At 45.2% G+C, this 16,638-nt stretch carries 16 protein-coding genes, 1 tRNA gene and 1 pseudogene; 15 read left to right on the top strand and 3 right to left on the bottom strand.

Translation table 11 applies throughout. From position 1 onward, the window contains the following. The first annotated feature begins 65 nt into the window (after nucleotides 1–65). The 8 genes from kefG to rplI all read left to right on the top strand — a co-directional run bounded on the left by kefG (nucleotide 66) and on the right by rplI (nucleotide 5,818). A complete protein-coding gene (kefG, locus tag HW45_RS26195) occupies nucleotides 66–677 on the top strand; it encodes a glutathione-regulated potassium-efflux system ancillary protein KefG (RefSeq protein WP_038230926.1) in 612 nt (203 codons plus the stop codon). Next, a complete protein-coding gene (gene kefB / locus HW45_RS26190; protein ID WP_038230925.1) occupies nucleotides 664–2,460 on the top strand; it encodes a glutathione-regulated potassium-efflux system protein KefB in 1,797 nt (598 codons plus the stop codon). Before kefG ends, kefB begins: the two co-directional genes overlap by 14 nt. A gap of 48 nt (nucleotides 2,461–2,508) precedes the next feature. Next, nucleotides 2,509–2,712: a YheV family putative zinc ribbon protein gene (locus tag HW45_RS26185; protein ID WP_006074807.1), complete on the top strand. Its 204-nt coding sequence runs from the start codon at nucleotides 2,509–2,511 to the stop codon at nucleotides 2,710–2,712. 148 nt (nucleotides 2,713–2,860) lie between these two features. Then, nucleotides 2,861–3,442 carry a peptidylprolyl isomerase gene (gene slyD / locus HW45_RS26180; RefSeq protein ID WP_038223079.1) on the top strand — a complete coding sequence of 194 codons (582 nt, stop codon included), beginning with the start codon at nucleotides 2,861–2,863 and terminating at the stop codon, nucleotides 3,440–3,442. Nucleotides 3,443–3,516: 74 nt separating this feature from the next. Then, a complete protein-coding gene (locus tag HW45_RS26175; protein ID WP_038230924.1) occupies nucleotides 3,517–4,458 on the top strand; it encodes an isoaspartyl peptidase/L-asparaginase family protein in 942 nt (313 codons plus the stop codon). 189 nt (nucleotides 4,459–4,647) lie between these two features. After that, nucleotides 4,648–5,028, top strand: a complete 381-nt coding sequence (rpsF, locus tag HW45_RS26170) for a 30S ribosomal protein S6 (protein WP_006074804.1) — start codon at nucleotides 4,648–4,650, stop codon at nucleotides 5,026–5,028. 76 nt (nucleotides 5,029–5,104) lie between these two features. After that, the gene (rpsR, locus tag HW45_RS26165; RefSeq protein ID WP_000090472.1) at nucleotides 5,105–5,332 is read left to right on the top strand and encodes a 30S ribosomal protein S18; all 228 of its coding nucleotides are present in this window, start codon (nucleotides 5,105–5,107) and stop codon (nucleotides 5,330–5,332) included. A 33-nt stretch (nucleotides 5,333–5,365) separates the two neighbouring features. Then, nucleotides 5,366–5,818, top strand: coding sequence for a 50S ribosomal protein L9 (gene rplI / locus HW45_RS26160; protein ID WP_031493946.1), 453 nt, complete (start codon nucleotides 5,366–5,368; stop codon nucleotides 5,816–5,818). 67 nt (nucleotides 5,819–5,885) lie between these two features. Here the strand turns inward: rplI and HW45_RS30100 are convergent. Further along, nucleotides 5,886–6,773 (bottom strand): annotated as a pseudogene (locus HW45_RS30100) (DUF481 domain-containing protein). Nucleotides 6,774–6,950: 177 nt separating this feature from the next. On the opposite strand from HW45_RS30100, the gene HW45_RS26150 reads away from it, so the two are divergent. Together HW45_RS26150 and alr are read left to right on the top strand one after the other, a co-directional pair. Next, nucleotides 6,951–8,345: a replicative DNA helicase gene (locus HW45_RS26150; protein ID WP_006075652.1), complete on the top strand. Its 1,395-nt coding sequence runs from the start codon at nucleotides 6,951–6,953 to the stop codon at nucleotides 8,343–8,345. A gap of 12 nt (nucleotides 8,346–8,357) precedes the next feature. Continuing rightward, nucleotides 8,358–9,449, top strand: a complete 1,092-nt coding sequence (gene alr / locus HW45_RS26145) for an alanine racemase (protein ID WP_081875910.1) — start codon at nucleotides 8,358–8,360, stop codon at nucleotides 9,447–9,449. Nucleotides 9,450–9,631: 182 nt separating this feature from the next. On the opposite strand, the gene HW45_RS26140 is transcribed toward alr, so the two are convergent. Beyond that, entirely contained in the window at nucleotides 9,632–10,054 is a 423-nt protein-coding gene (locus HW45_RS26140) for a secondary thiamine-phosphate synthase enzyme YjbQ (protein WP_038230922.1), read from the bottom strand. A gap of 305 nt (nucleotides 10,055–10,359) precedes the next feature. On the opposite strand from HW45_RS26140, the gene pgi reads away from it, so the two are divergent. Beyond that, nucleotides 10,360–12,012 carry a glucose-6-phosphate isomerase gene (gene pgi / locus HW45_RS26135; protein ID WP_038230919.1) on the top strand — a complete coding sequence of 551 codons (1,653 nt, stop codon included), beginning with the start codon at nucleotides 10,360–10,362 and terminating at the stop codon, nucleotides 12,010–12,012. Nucleotides 12,013–12,080: 68 nt separating this feature from the next. Here pgi and HW45_RS26130 read toward each other — a convergent pair whose 3' ends face one another. Further along, complete coding sequence (locus tag HW45_RS26130; protein ID WP_038230918.1) at nucleotides 12,081–12,554, bottom strand: RDD family protein; 474 nt, start codon at nucleotides 12,552–12,554, stop codon at nucleotides 12,081–12,083. 192 nt (nucleotides 12,555–12,746) lie between these two features. Here HW45_RS26130 and HW45_RS26125 point away from each other — a divergent pair. The 4 genes from HW45_RS26125 to HW45_RS26110 all read left to right on the top strand — a co-directional run bounded on the left by HW45_RS26125 (nucleotide 12,747) and on the right by HW45_RS26110 (nucleotide 16,231). Beyond that, a tRNA-Leu gene (locus HW45_RS26125) sits at nucleotides 12,747–12,831 on the top strand. Nucleotides 12,832–13,080: 249 nt separating this feature from the next. Beyond that, complete coding sequence (locus HW45_RS26120; RefSeq protein WP_038230916.1) at nucleotides 13,081–14,037, top strand: hypothetical protein; 957 nt, start codon at nucleotides 13,081–13,083, stop codon at nucleotides 14,035–14,037. Nucleotides 14,038–14,073: 36 nt separating this feature from the next. Then, nucleotides 14,074–14,850, top strand: coding sequence for a hypothetical protein (locus tag HW45_RS26115; RefSeq protein WP_051868411.1), 777 nt, complete (start codon nucleotides 14,074–14,076; stop codon nucleotides 14,848–14,850). Between the two features lie 130 nt (nucleotides 14,851–14,980). Then, entirely contained in the window at nucleotides 14,981–16,231 is a 1,251-nt protein-coding gene (locus tag HW45_RS26110; RefSeq protein WP_038230913.1) for an HD-GYP domain-containing protein, read from the top strand. The last annotated feature ends 407 nt before the right edge of the window (nucleotides 16,232–16,638 follow it).

The following is a 16,638-nucleotide window of genomic DNA, read 5'->3' as shown; positions in this document are numbered from 1 at the left end:
ACAATCATATCTATCTACCCTTAAGCTTTAAGGGTATCGCTAGGTTTAAGGATAGACGTCTAGGAATGACTTCCATACTCGAAAGCACCAACACATCCCCCAAGGTTCTGGTCATCTATGCCCATCCAGAGCCGCAAAACTCGATCGCCAATCAGGTAATGCTCAAGAAGATTCAATCTCTTGATAATGTAACCCTAAGAGATCTGTACGCTCTGTATCCTGATTTCTTTATTGACGTTAAAGCTGAGCACCAGCTTTTGCTCGATCACGATGTAATTGTGCTTCAGCATCCTCTCTATATGTACTCTTGCCCCTCTTTGTTAAAGGAGTGGATTGACCGTGTGCTGGGTAAAGGCTTTGCCTTCGGTGATGATTGCGCATTGGAAGGTAAGTACTGGCGTAGTGTCATTACTACCGGAGGTAAAGAGTCTGCCTTTAGTCAATCGGGCTACAATAAGTACCCGTTAGAGCAGATTTTGCAGCCATTCGAGCTAACGGCTGCCTTGTGTAAAATGCAGTGGCTGGAGCCGCTGGTGCTCTATTGGTCACGACGTGTCGGTGATATGGATCGATATCAACATGCGGAATTGTACCGCCAATGGTTAATGCATCCGTTTGATGAATCTTTGATGATGTCCACGCTGCAAGGTGCGGAGGTGGAACATGGCGATGACTAACGATTTCTTGCAAAGCGGTGTTATTTTCCTCTCTGCTGCTGTGGTTGCGGTTCCCATTGCCCAGCGCCTTGGATTGGGCAGTGTTCTCGGCTATCTGTTGGCTGGTGTTGCCATTGGCCCATGGGGGCTAGGGCTTATTAGCGATGTGGATGAAATACTTCATTTCTCCGAATTTGGTGTCGTACTGCTGCTGTTTTTAATTGGCTTGGAACTGAATCCTAAGAAGCTGTGGCAGATGCGAGTTCCCATCCTTGGTTTAGGTGGCGCACAGGTTGTCGTCACTACTTTGATTCTTTCTGCGATTGCTTCTTTATTTAATCTCTCTTGGCAAACCAGTTTAGCGATAGGAATGGGCCTCGCGCTTTCATCTACCGCGATAGCCCTTCGAGTTATTGAAGAACAAGGGCTAGGAGGCGGCGAGACCGGACAGTCCGGCTTTGCCGTTCTGCTGTTTCAAGATATTGCGGTTATTCCAATGTTGGCATTACTGCCATTATTAGCAGGCAACACAGCGGGCAACTGGGCAGACATTATTTGGATGTTAGCGGGCGTTTTAGGCTTGCTGGTGGGCGGCCACTTTCTGATTCGTCCTCTGTTTCGTTATGTCGTCATGAGCGGTGTGCGTGAGTTGTTTACCGTGGCCGCATTGCTGCTAGTGATTGGTATTGCTGCCTTTATGCAAAAGCTTGGGTTATCCATGGCTTTAGGGACGTTTTTAGCAGGGGTGTTACTGGCCGAAAGTGAGTACCGACATGAGTTGGAAATCGCCATTGAGCCATTCAAAGGCCTGCTGCTAGGTTTATTCTTTATCGCGGTTGGTATGGCGGTAAACCTTGGATTACTGATTTCTGAACCACTCGCTGTGCTGTTTGCTGTGGTGTCTTTGGTCATTATCAAAGGGCTTATCTTGTACGTACTGGCCCGTTTGTTTGGTATCGGACCGAAATCGCGCAGTAAAATGGCGGCGATTTTAAGCCAAGGCGGTGAGTTTGCCTTTGTCATCTTTACAGCGGCGAGTGCGCAAGGGCTATTGCCTGCCGAAGAGTCTGCCTTTCTGCTAGTTGTGGTGAGTTTGTCCATGGTAACCACACCATTGCTGCTTATGGGACAGAAAAAATGGTTTGAGAAATCACTCAATCAAGTAGAAGAAACCACCATTAAAACGGATGTTGAGGATAGACAGCCGAGAGTGATCATTGCTGGCTTCGGACGATTTGGACAAATTGTCGGTCGTTTGATGTACGCCAATAAGGTCAAAGTTACCGTATTAGAAAGTGATGCGAGCCAAATTCACCTGTTAAGAAAATACGGTTATAAGGTGTTTTATGGTGATGCGACTCAGGTGGATTTGTTAAGAGCGGCGGGCGCCGATAAAGCCGAGGCTATCATTATCTGTACCGATTCTCCTGAGGAGATCATGGAAGTGGTGGACCTTTGTCATAACCATTTTCCAAAGCTTAGAGTCTTAGCAAGGGCTCGAAGTCGAGTAGAGGCCTATCAGCTTATGAATCATGGCGTGCAATGTTATTCGCGAGAGACATTTTTGGGCGCCTTGGATTTAGGTCGACAGGCATTAGTGGAGCTAGGATTTCATCCTTATGAGGCAAAGCGCGCAGAAGCGCACTTTAGAAAGCTGGATAATGCCATGCTTAAAGAGTTGTTGCCTCAACACAGTGAAGATAAAGAATTGGCACAAAGATCGAAAGAAGCTCGTAAAGAACTCGAAGAAATCTTTGGCCGTGAAATGGAAAATGATCGCCAATCGCGTAATTTCTGGGATTAACGTTGAAGTTAAAGCCATTGCGGTTGAAGGTCGGAATTAGGAAGTAACATGAGCAGTACCAAGAAACGTTTTATTGCGGGGGCAAGCTGCCCTAAGTGTAGCCAGCAAGACAGTTTGCGCTGGTGGATAGACAACAATGTTGAGTGGGTGGAGTGTGTAGAGTGTGAATTCAAAGAACAACGCACGCCAAAAGCTGTAGAGAAAACTGAACGCAGTGATGAGGAATTAATCGGAATTTTTAAGCCTGAATGATTGAGTTTCTTATTTCTGACCCCATAATATGCGAACACGCCGCTTAAAGGCGGATTAATTTTTGATGAGATGATCATTTGAGTCGGTTTGCTGTTCGCAAAAAGGCTTTGCTTTAATGATCTCTCAAGGCCAATCCTTTGGAGCTCACATGAAAGTTACTCAGAACGCAGTAGTTAGCCTAGCGTACCAAGTAAAAACAGAAGACGGTGTTGTCGTTGATCAATCAACAGTAGAAGCACCTCTAGATTACCTACACGGTCACAACAACCTAATCGTTGGTCTAGAAAAGGAACTTGAAGGCAAAGAAGCGGGTGATAAATTCACAGCTACTGTTTCTCCAGAGGATGCTTACGGTGAACACAATGACGCATTAGTACAACGTGTACCAGCGAATGTATTCCAAGGCGTTGACACTATCGAAGTGGGCATGCGTTTTCTAGCGGATACAGACCAAGGTCCAATCCCTGTTGAAGTAACGGAAGTAGACGGTGACGAAGTTGTGGTTGACGGTAACCACATGCTTGCAGGCCAAACACTAACGTTTGATGTTGAAGTGGTTGCGATTCGCGAAGCTAAGGCAGAAGAAATTGAACATGGTCATATTCACCAGGGCGGCGGCTGTTGTGGCGGCGAAGGTCACGGTGAAGAAGGTGGCTGTTGTGGTGGTGACGACCACGGTGAGAAAAAAGAAGACGGTTGCTGCGGTGGTGGCGGTTGTGGTTCTCACTAATCGTTGAGTTTTGAAAGGCCTCCCTATGGGAGGTCTTTTTGGTTTTAAACAGTAGGGAAGTAGGAACGAACGGTATGACTAAGCCTTTTGCAATTGCGATTCATGGTGGCGCTGGAACCATATTGCGTGATCAGATGACTGAGACATTGAAGCAAGAGATATTGGCAGCACTGACTCAATCAGTTCAGGCGGGCGCTGCGATATTGGAAGCGGGTGGTGACGCTCTAGATGCAACAGTAGCAGCGGTTAAAGTGATGGAAGACTCGCCACATTTTAATGCGGGAAAAGGCTCGGTATTAACTCATGATGAAATGGTTGAGATGGATGCTTCTGTGATGCATGGCGCGGCTATGGATGCAGGCGCGGTCGCTGGCGTTCGTCATATTCGTAACCCGATTGAGCTGGCGCGAGATGTGATGCGCGATAGCGATCATGTGTTATTAATCGGAGAAGGCGCGGAGAAGTTTGCGTTTGAACATCAACACGAATATACCGAGCAAGATTACTTCTTTACTGAGCGTCGCTACGAACAATTACTTTCGATGAAAGAGAAAGGATTGTTTGCCCTGTCTGAATCGAAATATCCAGATGACAAAAAATACGGCACGGTAGGGGCGGTGGCACTGGACAGCCATGGCAACTTGGCTGCAGCGACAAGTACTGGTGGTGTAACCAATAAAAAGTACGGCCGCGTTGGTGATACTGCGATTATCGGCGCAGGTACCTTCGCTGAAAACGGCAATGTTGCGGTTTCAACTACCGGAATGGGTGAGTACTTTATCCGTAAAACCGTTGCAGGTGATGTCGCGGCGCGAATGCGCTATCTAAAAGAAGACGTTCATACGGCGTGTGAAGCGGTAATTCAAGGTGAACTGAAAACCATGGGTGGCGAGGGTGGCTTAATTGCAGTGGATGCTCAAGGTGATGTTCATTTTGGTATGAATAGCTCAGGCATGTACCGCGCCTCGGTAGATTGCCATGGTGAATTAACTGTAAAGATCTATGCTGATGAATAACAAGGCTTTTTGGATGGCTAAGCATTGAGGAGTATTGCTTAGCCTCTTAAACCTCTAAAATTGCTTGCTTATTTTCCGTCCTTTCTGTAACATTCGCGGTCCTTAATTCTCGGTCTTTTTTATTCGTTCCTTGCTTCCTCTGGACGACCGAGCCAAACGTGGAAGCTAATAATCCGTAAGGAGCAACCAATGCGTCATTACGAAATCGTATTCATGGTGCACCCTGATCAAAGCGAGCAAGTTGCTGGCATGATCGAGCGTTACACTGGTTCTATCACTGAAGCTAACGGTACTGTTCACCGTCTAGAAGACTGGGGTCGTCGTCAACTGGCTTACCCAATCAACAAGCTTCACAAAGCTCACTACGTTCTAATGAACGTTGAAGCTCCACAAGAAGCTATTGATGAGCTAGAGACTGCTTTCCGTTTCAACGATGCAGTTCTACGTAACATGATTATGCGTACTAAAGCAGCAATCACTGAGCCTTCTATCATGCTTAAGCAGAAAGAAGAGCGTGCTCCACGTCGCGAAGAGCGTACTGAAGCTAAGCCAGAAGCAGCTGCAGAGTAATTCGTTACTCATTTAGTACTTGGTAATTGATTCAATTGCCGACAACAAGACTTTAATTTAGATCAGGAGATAGCCCATGGCTCGTTTCTTCCGTCGTCGTAAATTCTGCCGTTTCACTGCAGAAGGCGTACAAGAGATTGATTACAAAGACGTAGCAACTCTTAAAAACTACATCACTGAAGCTGGTAAAATCGTACCTAGCCGTATCACTGGTACAAGCGCTAAATATCAGCGTCAGCTAGCGCGCGCTATCAAGCGTTCACGCTACCTAGCTCTACTGCCATACACTGATAAGCATCAGTAATCGGCACCGTTTATTTAGATAGAGGATTAAACAATGCAAGTTATTCTACTTGATAAAATCGGTAACCTAGGTGGTCTTGGCGATACAGTTAACGTTAAATCTGGTTACGCTCGTAACTTCCTTATCCCACAAGGTAAGGCAGTAATGGCTACTAAAGGTAACGTTGAAATGTTCGAAGCTCGTCGCGCTGAACTAGAAGCTAAAGTTGCTGAGCAACTAACTGCTGCTGAAGCTCGTGCTGAGAAAGTTAACGCTCTAGAAGCTGTTGTTATCGCTTCTAAAGCTGGTGACGAAGGCAAACTATTCGGTTCTATCGGTACTCGCGACATCGCTGATGCAATCACTGCAGCTGGCGTTGAAGTAGTTAAGAGCGAAGTTCGCCTACCTGAAGGTGCTCTACGCACAACTGGTGAGTTCGAAATCAGCATCCAACTTCACTCTGAAGTTTTCGCTGCTATCAACCTACAAGTTGTTGCTGCTGAGTAATCTCAGTCAGAAGAACAATGAAAAACACCAGCTTCGGCTGGTGTTTTTTTTTGCATTTTTTATAAGGTTAGAAGCTAAACAGCAGGTTGACGGTGAAAATAGAGTCGCGCTTGCTTAGAGTAGGGCTAGGGACTTTACTGTGGTATTGGCTGTCATAAGATAGCTTTAACGCGATGGTTTCAGTAATGGCGTTGGTGACATTTAATTCTGTATCAAAACGGGTGTTACTTTTACCAGATGTAGCGGTCAGCTTGGTACCGACGGTGAGAGTATCCAAAGGCTTCCAAATCAAATTGATGTTGCCTCGAATAATAGCTTCTTTAACCACGTTCTTAAAAATAATGTCTTTATCGTCTATCTCATCAAGATTAGGTTCTTGATAACGAAAACCCGGACCGACTTCGACTTCAAACAGGAAATTGTCTCGATTGGCGAGCTGATAACCTAAACCACCTGAAACGGTATGATCTTCATAATATGAGCTATAAAGTGAAGAGAAGCCGTTATAGTTTCCGTACAAATACGCTTTAGGGCCTAACTTGTAGTCAGTTTGCAATAAATAGTTCTGCTGATTTTTATCTTCATCACCGTCTTTATAGAGTGGCTTTGTTGCCGAANNTGGGATAGGTATGCCCGAAACTCAGTATGCTGTTTAAAATGCCAGCTAAGTAGCTAGCGCTCGCTCGTTAGCTGAATTCCGCATCAAAGCCTTATAGAGTTGGTAATATTTCCATTCCCCACTGGTACGATGGCGTCCCTCGGTATATTCCGCAGCAACACGCGCATTAAGTGATTGAGAGTCGGTATTGCCCGAGTGTGCTTGATAGCCAAATTCCACTTCGGACTGAAGTGGTGAGGGTGGCGAGTCTTCCGTGTCGCTTGGCGGGAGAAATTCTTCAGCATAGATCGCAGGCGAAGCAAGCAATACTAGACCAAAAAGTACCTTCTTTGACACAAAAACCTCTCGGAGCGGATACGGGGTTCGGGATTATATGTGTGGCATATTCGACCATCGTCAGCAATAGGTCAAATTTTGAAGGAGTAATCCTCGTTTTAGTCGCGTTTTCTTTGCTTTAGCCCACACTTAGTTGAGTATATAATGTCTGGTCATAATGTGTTATCGAGTAGAGTCATGGCGGATATCCGAAATCAAAAAGTAAAAGATGCTCAAGTGGAATCAGTGAAGGTCCCTCCTCATTCATTGGAAGCGGAGCAGTCTGTACTGGGTGGTCTGTTGTTAGACAATCAACGATGGGATACCGTTGCCGAGAAGGTGATCAGCAGTGATTTCTATAGTCGTCCTCACCGTCTAATCTTTGAAGGCATTCAAGCTCTGTTAGAAGAGAGCAAGCCGCTTGACTTGATTACCTTATCTGAATTCCTTGAACTGCGAGAGCAGTTGGACGATGTTGGTGGATTTGCCTACCTTGCCGATCTAGCGAAAAACACCCCAAGTGCAGCAAACATCAATGCTTATGCGGATATTGTTGCTGAGCGTGCTCTGGTACGAAATCTAATTGGTGTGGCCAACGAGATCGCTGATGCGGGTTACGACCCACAAGGTCGCTCGTCTGAAGATCTGCTTGATATGGCTGAGAGTAAGGTTTTTAAAATCGCGGAAGAAAGAACCAGCGAGAATGAAGGCCCTCAAAATGTCGATAACATACTTGAAAAAACACTAGAACGAATCGAAATCCTGTATAAAACGCCACAAGATGGTGTGACAGGGGTGACTACGGGCTTCAATGACTTAAATAAGAAAACGGCTGGCCTTCAAGGTTCGGATCTTATCATTGTCGCAGCACGTCCATCGATGGGTAAGACGACATTTGCGATGAACTTATGTGAAAATGCGGCGATGTCGGATGATAAGCCAGTACTTATCTTCTCCTTGGAGATGCCTGCCGAACAGATCATGATGCGTATGTTGGCGTCGCTGTCTCGTGTTGACCAAACTAAGATCCGTACTGGTCAATTAGATGATGAGGATTGGGCGAAGATTTCAACGACCATGGGTATGCTCATGGAGAAAAAGAACATGTACATTGATGACAGTTCTGGTTTGACCCCAACCGAGGTGCGTTCTCGTGCTCGACGCATTGCTCGCGAACACGGTGGCCTTAGCCTTATCATGGTGGACTACCTTCAGTTGATGCGTGTACCGTCACTCTCTGATAACCGTACCCTTGAGATCGCTGAGATTTCACGCTCACTTAAAGCATTGGCGAAGGAGTTGAATGTTCCTGTTGTTGCTTTGTCGCAGCTTAACCGTTCCTTGGAGCAGCGTGCCGATAAACGTCCAGTTAACTCAGACCTTCGTGAATCGGGCTCTATTGAGCAGGATGCCGACTTAATCATGTTCATTTATCGTGATGAGGTTTATCACCCTGACAGTGCATTAAAAGGGATTGCAGAAATCATTATCGGTAAGCAGCGTAACGGTCCTATCGGTTCGGTTCGCTTAACCTTCCAAGGTCAATATTCTCGCTTTGATAACTACGCAGGTCCTGCGTTTGACGAAGAGTAGTAGGGCAGACGTATGAGTTATATGAAAGCAGCGACAGCGCACATTAATTTGGATGCGCTGGCGCACAATCTAGCATGCATTAAACAGAAAGCGCCGAATAGCAAAGTCATGGCGGTAGTCAAAGCTAATGGTTATGGTCATGGTTTGAGACACATTGCTAAAAATGCCACGGGTGCGGATGCATTTGGGGTAGCTCGCATCGAAGAGGCGTTGCAGCTAAGAGCAAGCGGTGTGGTGAAACCCATATTACTGCTTGAGGGTTTCTACTCACCCAATGATCTCCCGGTGTTGGTGACCAATAATATTCAAACGGTGGTGCATTGTTATGAACAGCTCGATGCACTAGAGCAGGCAGAGCTAGAAACTCCGGTCGTTGTTTGGCTTAAAGTGGATAGCGGCATGCACCGTCTAGGCGTTCGTGAAGAACAATACCAAGAGTTCGTCGAGCGTTTACATCGCTGTGATAACGTGGCTAAACCGCTACGTTATATGAGCCATTTCGGTTGTGCCGATGAGCTTGATAACACCATGACTCAACAGCAAATAGAGCTGTTTCTGTCACTAACAGAAGGCTGCAATGGGGAGCGCTCTATGGCAGCCTCAGCTGGCCTACTTGAGTGGCAGCAAAGTCGATTAGACTGGGTGCGTCCAGGTATCATTATGTATGGAGTATCCCCTTTTGGAGATAAGACAGCAGCCGATATGGGCTTTAAGCCTGTCATGACTCTAAAGTCTCACTTGATTGCTGTGCGCGATGTAAAGAAAGGCGAAAGTGTGGGTTACGGGGCGACTTGGACCAGCCATAGAGACACTAAAGTAGGGGTGATTGCGATTGGTTATGGTGATGGTTACCCTCGTACAGCACCAAATGGCACACCGGTACTAGTGAATGGTCGTAAAGTACCAATCGCTGGTCGAGTATCGATGGATATGCTTACTGTTGACCTAGGTCCAGATGCCTTAGATCAGGTGGGCGATGAAGCCATCTTATGGGGGGAAGCGCTCCCATCTGAAGAAGTCGCCGAGCACATTGGTACTATTGCTTATGAGCTGGTGACTAAGCTCACTTCCCGCGTTGAAATGAGTTATAGCAGTACGAAGTGACGTCGGTCTCTATTCGATACCGAACTTCAATACCGAGCCCAAGCATTGGACCGAACCCTAGTACTGTCATCCCTGCGCAGGCAGGGATCTACTTACAGCGCCCTTCAAACCAACCTTTGTCTGCCTCGTCACAACAGGCAGACAAGGAGTTAGCCATCCAAGGCATCGCAAGGGTTCTAACCTCAAATCTGCCCTTGCAACGTTGCAATAATTCGTCGCTCCCCACCAAAATCTCGATGTTCACCTAAGTAAATGCCCTGCCATGTCCCCAAAGCTAACTGTCCTTGGCTAATTGGAATGGTCACGCTCGCTCCAAGAAGAGAGCTCTTAATATGAGCAGGCATGTCGTCGCTGCCTTCGTACGTATGTTTGTAATAAGGTGCATTCTCTGGGACATAGCGATTGAAGTGACTTTCCATATCACTACGTACCGTCGGATCGGCATTTTCATTTAAGGTTAGACTGGCTGAGGTATGTTGGATGAAGAGATGTAGTAAACCTACAGAGTAGTCTTGTAACTGTGGCAGTTGTTGTTCAATTTCATCAGTAATCAGATGAAAACCGCGCGCCTTAGCGCTGAGGTACAATGTCTTTTGTTGCCACATAATCACTCCTATGTATTATAGTGCTGCTTAATGGTAGGGTGTTTACCTATTTTGTTTATATTGTGAACCGTTACGTGACCTAACTCAAGGTGAGTGCAATGGCTCTGGTTCATAATTACGCCTGAAAAATTATTACGAAAACAAAGTCTACACTTTGTAAACCACAGACAAGTTTGTAACGTCTAGTGAACCTAAAAAGGCACTGGGCTGTATTTAGAATATACTGTTTATTATTCGCTAAACTGGGGGTTCCTTTTCCTTGGGGGGATTGGGAATAAAACCGACTAAAAATTGGGATAGAGACCATGTTGAAAAACATCAATCCAACGCAAACTGAAGCTTGGAAAGCACTGACTGCGCATTTCGAATCTGCGCAAGATATGGACTTAGCAGAGTTATTTGCACAAGACGCTGACCGCTTTGGCAAATTCTCTACGCGCTTCGGCTCTGACATTCTTGTTGATTACTCTAAGAACCTAATCAACGATGAAACAATGAAGAACCTATTTGCTCTAGCGAACGAGACTGAGCTTAAAGGCGCAATCAAAGCCATGTTTGCTGGTGACACAATCAACCAAACAGAAGGTCGTTCTGTTCTTCACGTTGCACTACGTAACCGTAGCAACACACCAATCATGGTTAACGGCGAAGACGTTATGCCAGCGGTAAACGCGGTATTAGAGAAGATGAAAGGTTTCTCTGAGCGCATCATTTCTGGTGATTGGAAAGGTTACACAGGTAAAGCGATCACTGACGTAGTAAACATCGGTATTGGTGGTTCTGACCTTGGTCCTTACATGGTGACTGAAGCGCTAGCGCCTTACACGAACCATCTGAACATGCACTTTGTGTCAAACGTAGATGGTACACATATCGCTGAAACTCTTAAGAAAGTAGATCCAGAAACAACGCTATTCTTGGTTGCTTCTAAGACATTTACTACTCAAGAAACGATGACTAACGCGCACTCTGCTCGCGATTGGTTCCTAGCTTCGGCTCAAGATGACGGTCACGTTGCTAAGCACTTTGCTGCGCTATCGACTAACGCAACTGCAGTTTCTGAGTTTGGTATCGATACTGACAACATGTTCGAATTCTGGGATTGGGTCGGCGGTCGCTACTCACTTTGGTCTGCAATCGGTCTATCTATTGTTCTAGCTGTAGGCTTCGACAACTTTGTTGAGCTTCTTGCTGGTGCTCATGAGATGGATAAGCACTTTGCTGAAACTGATCTAGAAAGCAACATTCCCGTGCTACTTGCACTTATCGGTATTTGGTACAACAACTTCCACGGTGCTGAATCTGAAGCGATTCTGCCTTACGACCAATACATGCACCGCTTTGCTGCATACTTCCAGCAAGGCAACATGGAGTCTAACGGTAAGTTCACTGACCGCAATGGCGAAGCCGTTGATTACCAAACTGGTCCTATTATTTGGGGTGAGCCAGGCACAAATGGCCAGCACGCGTTCTATCAGCTAATTCACCAAGGTACTAAGCTGATCCCATGTGATTTCATCGCGCCTGCTATCTCTCACAACCAAGTGAGTGATCATCACCAGAAGCTAATGTCTAACTTCTTTGCTCAAACTGAAGCACTTGCATTCGGTAAGTCTAAAGAGACGGTTGAAGCTGAGTTTGCAAAAGCAGGTAAGACAGCGGAAGAAGTGAAAGATCTTGTACCATTTAAGATCTTTGAAGGTAACCGTCCAACGAACTCAATCCTAGTGAAGCAAATCACACCTCGTACCCTAGGTAACCTAATCGCGATGTACGAGCACAAGATCTTCACTCAAGGTATTATCTGGAACATCTTCAGCTTTGACCAATGGGGTGTAGAACTTGGTAAGCAACTGGCTAACCAAATCCTACCTGAACTTGCTGACGACAGTGAAGTCACTTCTCACGACAGTTCGACTAACGGTCTAATCAACGCGTTTAAAGCATACAAAGCTTAACTTTTGTCTGCTTAGCCGTTTGTAATAAAAAAGGTGCCTTTCGGCACCTTTTTTATATTCGTCGCTATTTATTTTGCTTTAGGTAAAACAACTACCTTGGTCTTCGCCCAAATATCATGAAACCCTCGCTTTTGAGGGTCGATAGGGACTGACAAGTTCGCTAAACCAAACGCGGATGTAGCGATACGGATTAGCGCCTGAGTCACGGTAATGCGTCCACCATCTAAGTTTTGAAGCTCAATCTTCCAAGCTCGCATTCCCAATGTTTGTCCGGCGCGAGTCCAGAAGAACACAAGGAAGTAAATCCATGCAAACGCTAGGTAAGCGGTGTAAACAGGGCTCCAAAAGGGATGGCTGCCGAGAAAATCACTGGCATCGGTATACGGTGCATAGCTCATTAGCCCTGCCGCGACCAACGCTTCCATTATTGCCACAACAACGCCACCGGCCATCATCACAACCGCAAGTATAATTAAGCTGTCATAAAACAGCGCCCCAAGTCGTCTGAAAAAGCCCGCAGGTGGAAGAGATTGAGTTTCCATTGAATACATCATTAAATAACTAAAACTGGCCACAGGATAGCGATTCTATCGACGTGAAGAAAGCCTCTTTGCCCGAATAGCATCACATTGTGGCGAAAATATCAGCAAACAATAGAATATTCAGCGTTTTGTTGTTGCACGCAACGAGAGCTTACGTATAATGCCAAACATCAAAGGACATCAGTCCAAGATGCCGGTGTGGTGAAATTGGTATACACGACGGATTCAAAATCCGTTGCCTTCGGGCGTGGCGGTTCAAGTCCGCCCACCGGTACCATATTAGAAAGGTCGCTTATTTAAGCGGCCTTTCGTCGTTTTGCGAGATGTAAACGTTGAGATACGCCCAACACGTTGCGGCAAGATGACTCATATCCAGCAGCCCATTCTTTTCGAACTCTTACCAACTATTGACGATAAATCTCGTTTATAAGCGTTGATACTGTTCTAATCTCAAAGGTCACTTTTTCTCTGTTTGTTTATGACCAGTCGAAGCGCTAGAATCTAGGTAACAGATAGGAGAATTACTGTGAGTGCAAAATTTACCCATATTGCTTGGCAACAAACTGACATCACAGCTAGTGAGAAGTTAGTACTATTAAAGTTAGCGGATATTTCCGGCAATGATGGGAATGTGGCTTTCGCACTGTCAGATGTTGCTAAAGAGTGCTTACTTGGAGAGTTTGGGCTAGCAGATGTGCTTACTGCGCTTGCTAATAAGGGGTTGTTGACCAAAGGTGAGGTTGAATCTACCCCCCAAGGGCAAAGGCATCACTTTACTTTGGCAAGTTCTGAACCAAATCGATTGCCAGTGATTGAAACCTCAAGTGCCGCTCCAGTTGTCCGTCAGCCATCTCGCGTTACGACGATGCAAGAATCGAGTGCTCCAGGTTGGGCAGTACCCTCCTTTGATCTCTATAAAGTACCGCCGAATAGCAGAGACAGCGTATGGCAAAACTTTGTACGTGAACATGGGACGAACACCACGAACATCACTCGTTTGGCGCGTCAGCTTGAAGATTGGCTAGAATACTCTAAACGCTCGGGAAGTTTACAAGCGGTGATTGGCGAACAGCAACCCAATTATCGTAAGGATAAAAGTAGTGGGTTTTCTTCTAGTAAGAAAGAGTCACAGCCAGCCACTAACAGCCAATATTTATCAACTCATGATCTCAATGAGTTTGAAATACCAGACTGGGCGTCGCAGACGATCGCTTTTTCTCGACTTGAGATTGATCCTAACTTGTTCTGGGAAAAGTTTGTGGTTTACTACAAAACCCGAGCAAATGAGTACACCAACGTCACTCAAATGCTTAATAAACTTAGATTGTGGATTGTTAACGAGAAACAAGCAGAAGATCGACGTAAGCAAGCAGAAGAAAGACGTCGCCAATCTTACCAAACGTCAAATAAGTCTGGTGATGTGAGTCCTTCAGAAGAGTTTCGTGAGTACTTACGAGGACAAGGTAAGAATCCGAATTTTTAAGACTCGCAGCGTGCACACTTTACATAGGTAATAGACATGAGTAACAGCAATAAGCCAAAAAACGTTGATTTTGGCACAATGGAAAAGAAACTCAGAGAAATGGGGGTCAATGGTAGCCTTGAGCACTTAAAGGCTTCTAATGCTGTTACTCCAAAAGTTGATAAGGGTCGCCGTGAGCCGCAGTCGACTCAAGTCTCGACGACAACTCCGTCGTCGTCTAAGGCTTTAAGCATCAACGAGGTCGAACAAGAACGTCAACCTAGTGACTGGTGTAACTATATATTCGGTACATTACTGAGTATTTATGAGTCGACGTGGATTAAGTCTTACGGACGACGCCCAACAGGACGTTTTCTCGATTTTGCAGATAGTTTAACGGAAGCTGAGTTAATGCGTGTCATGCAGCATTGCCGAGAGAGACTTCAAGCTGGCGAAAAATGGCCACCCATTATGGGTGAATTGACATTGCTCAAGACTCAGCTTACTGAATCAGAGTCTTTGGAAGCTTTGAATCGCGTCGTTAATAAAGAGCCCAATAATCAACTTGAAAAGTGGATTATGCAAAACAAAGGCTATGAGCTTCGCCGATTGCCACAATCTCTGATTGTCCGTCGTTTTAAAGAGTTTTATCGTGAGGCGATGAGCTTGCAAGAGAAGGGCAAGTTAGTGACAGAAGTGCCAAAAGGCCTTGCTCAGCACTCTGTGAAAAACCTCGTTGACCTCAAGCGAGAAGAGTTTGAGCAGCAACATGGTAAATCGCTAGATCCTAGAATTGCGGCTATTCTTAGTAATCGCGAAAAAGAGCAAGAGTAGCGTCCCCTCAATAGAAAAGGCGCTAGTTTACAAATTTATTATTTGGTCACACTTTAATAATAATTAGATGAATTAGCGCACGAAGTTCTTTAAACTCGCTGAGTGTTTTACAGTCAGTTGCAGTTGGATTGTGGCAAGTATCAAGATTTCAGTGGACCGAATTCAGCCTGGGCTTCATGTCCGGCTTCCCCTCAAATGGAATGACCACCCGTTTCTATTTAATGTTTTTAAGATTAAATCAGAAGAGCAGGTACACATTATTAAGCAGTTAGGGGTGAAGTACGTCCACGTTAACCCTGATTTAAGTGATGTTTTACCGCTCCCTATTCAACAAGCCTCTCAAAAACCTAATGCTTATGTTCAAGCAAGCTCGGATCTACTTTGGGAAGAAAAGCAAAGGCGTATAGAACAACTAAGCGCATATCGAAGAAGAGTTTCTCGTTGCGAAAAAGAGTTTGATCGCTCTTTGGCTCGAATTAGAAATGTCATGGCCAAACTCAGAAGTCGGCCAGAACAAGCGACGAAAGAAGCACGTTTGTTAGTAGATGATATTGTCGATACTCTCTTATCTGAAGATGAAGTGACCTTGCACTTAATGGGCAGTAAAAGTGAATTTGAAGACATCTACTTTCACAGTTTAAATGTTTCGGTGCTGTCTATGATGATTGCTAAAGCAAGGGGATTAGAGGCCGAGGAGATCAAACTAGTAGCGCTTTCTGCACTATTTCATGATATTGGTAAAGTGAAGATTCCACCGGCAATTTTGAGAAAAACTACGCCGCTCACGGAGCCAGAAGCTAACTACCTAAAACTTCACACCAAGTATGGTAGCAACATCGCTGGTATGATGGATACACTGCCTCAAGAAGTCATTACCGTCATCGAACAACATCACGAGTTGTTGGATGGCAGTGGCTATCCGTTGGGTCTCAAAGGCGATGAAATTGATGCGTTCGCACAAATAATTTCTGTTGCCAATGCGTTTGATAACCTATGTCATCACCAAATACCGAGTGAGAAAAAGATTCCTTTTACCGCCTTGTCTTATCTATATAAGCATACAAAGGCGTTGTATAACCAAGAAAACCTAAACATTCTTATTAAGTATATGGGGGTGTATCCTCCTGGTACGGTAGTCAAACTCTCTAATGAGATGGTCGGTCTCGTCGTTTCTATTAATAGTGGTAATTTACTGTGCCCGAATGTACTCATCTACGATCCTACCGTACCTAAACTGCAAGCTCCCATCATTCCACTTGAAGAGAAGGAGCTGAAAGTGGAGTCAGTGATTCACCCTGATAGGCTGCCAGAAGAGATTCGGGAATACTTAAACCCACGAGCTCGAATTTCTTACTACTTTGAAGACAATAACGCTCATTAGTTACTATAGAATTCGTACGTGTAACAGACATCTAAGGCTTTACCAAGATGCAATATGGGGTAAGTTAAAGGATTAATGAGTGAAAAACGTTCTGTTTTAGCCATTATTGGTCAATAAAGTTACAAATGACCTATTTTTAAAGATTTTCTTTAAAAAACGCTTGCCAATGTGATCCGGATCTCTATAATGCGTCCTCACTGACACGGCAGAGCCCACAAGGGTTCAAGGCAAGAGTCAGTAAGGCGTTCAGCTAATAAGATGGTCTTCTAGTTAGATTTGAAAAAATCAAAAATAATTAGAAAAAAGTGTTTGACACTGAGAATCATCTCGCTAGAATAGCCGCCTCTTCAAACGGAAAGCGAAACGCAGAGTTCTGAAGAGAATGTTCTTTAACAATATAAACCTAT

Source organism: Vibrio sp. ER1A (genome assembly GCF_000733315.1).
GTDB lineage: Bacteria > Pseudomonadota > Gammaproteobacteria > Enterobacterales > Vibrionaceae > Vibrio > Vibrio mediterranei.
The sequence above is the reverse complement of the archived record's forward strand: the minus strand, read 5'-3'. Positions and strand labels throughout refer to the sequence as shown.